The following is a 1,603-nucleotide window of genomic DNA, read 5'->3' as shown; positions in this document are numbered from 1 at the left end:
AGCAGGACGAAGCTGCTCTGCACCAGGCGGCGGATGATGAAGACGGTCATGCCGGGCGTCCGGCCCCGGCGTGCGATTCCCGCATCTGCGTCCCTGTCTGCTCGCTTATGATGGGCCCAGCCGGGCAGGCCGGCGGGGCAGGGGGACACTAGGCATGCCGGGCAGGGGCTCGCAACATCATGCGGAATCCGCATTCGGCTATGCGCAATTCGTGCGGGCCGGGGGCGCGTTGCGGTGCTTTGTGTCCGGGATATCGGCGCGGCCGGCATGAACGTCAAGCAGCTCGAGGCCTTCAAGGCGATCATGCGCAGCGGCTCCACCACCGCCGCGGCGTCGCGGCTGGACCTGTCGCAATCGGCGGTCAGCCGGCTGCTGACCCAGCTGGAGGCCGAGCTGGGGCTGGAGCTGTTCGCCCGTGAGAAAGGGCGCCTGATCCCGACGCCGGAGGCGATCGGCCTCTTGGATTCGGTCGAGGACGCGGTCGACGGCGTGCAGCGGGTGCAGCATGTGGCGGAGGAACTGCGGGCCGGCAATTCCCAGCAGATCCTGCTGCGCATCGGCGTGCCGCACAGCATGTCGCAGACCATCCTGCCGCGGATCATCGAGGAGTTCCTGGGCGACCACGACAATGTGGCGATGGAGATCCTGTCGGCGCCCTATCACGAGACCGAGCGGGCGGTGCTGACCCGCCAGGCCGATCTCGGCTTCGTCCGGCTGCCGACCGGCGAGGCCGGGATGGACACGATCGCCATCGCGCGCACCACCAGCGTCTGCGTCATGCCGGCGGGGCACCGGCTGGCGGCGAAGCCGGTGGTCACGGTCGAGGATCTCGAAGGCGAACCGCTGGTGCTGCTCGGCCGGCAGCGCCCGGCGAGGGCGGAGATCGACCAGATGTTCCGCCGTGTCCATTTCCGGCCGCGCATCCGGATCGAGACGCATTCGGTCGGCTCGGCCTGCGCCCTGGCGGCGCAGGGGCTGGGCGTCACCATCGTCAACGCGCTGATGGCCAGCCATTTCCGCGACCTGCCGATCGCCATCCGGCCATTCCGGCCGCGCCTGTGGAACGAATTCGGCCTGGCCTTCGCCGCCGGCCAGCCGCGCTCCCGCGTCGCCGACCGCTTCGCCACCCATTTCCGCCGCCGCCTGATCGAGATGCTGCGCGGGCTGGAAAGCGAGATCGGGCCGGGGACGGGGTAGGGACCCCTCAAGCTTCGAGCACCCGCTTCAGCGTGGCCAGGTCGCGTTCGACCCAGGCGGCGTCGGCGGCGAATTTGGCGTCGTCCATCCCGGGCTGGCGGAACAGATGCAGCGTCACCTCGCTGCCGCCGCCATTCGCCAGCACCCGCAGTGGCACCGACACCTCAGCGCCGTCTGGCAGCACCACCCAGTGGTCGGCGATGCGGAACGGGTTGGCCGGGGTGAAGCGCACCCGCACCTCGCCCTCGGGCGCCGCCGCCACCCAGTCCTCACCGTCGCGGCGCAGCGACCCGGCCAGGCCGCTGGCCCATTGCATGAAATTCTCCGGCACGGCCAGGAAGGCATAGACGGCATCCGGGTCGCGGTCGATCCAGGTGTTGAGGGTGCGGGATGGCAGGGGATTGGG

2 protein-coding genes are annotated in these 1,603 nt (G+C 70.2%); one reads left to right on the top strand and one right to left on the bottom strand.

The features are described from left to right. The first annotated feature begins 267 nt into the window (after window positions 1-267). Window positions 268-1,197, top strand: coding sequence for a LysR family transcriptional regulator (locus tag AC3XYG_RS20770; RefSeq protein ID WP_489141774.1), 930 nt, complete (start codon window positions 268-270; stop codon window positions 1,195-1,197). Between the two features lie 7 nt (window positions 1,198-1,204). Here the strand turns inward: AC3XYG_RS20770 and AC3XYG_RS20765 are convergent. Then, the coding region (locus tag AC3XYG_RS20765) for a hypothetical protein (protein ID WP_489141773.1) at window positions 1,205-1,603 on the bottom strand (399 nt) is incomplete at its 5' end.

Source organism: Inquilinus sp., from assembly GCF_057815775.1.
Note: the sequence above shows the minus strand (reverse complement) of the source record. Positions and strands in the feature narration are given on the sequence as shown.

Coding starts and splice junctions, on each gene's coding strand:
- AC3XYG_RS20770 (WP_489141774.1), top strand. CDS start 268: ATGAACGTCAAGCAGCTCGAGGCCTTCAAGGCGATCATGCGCAGCGGC.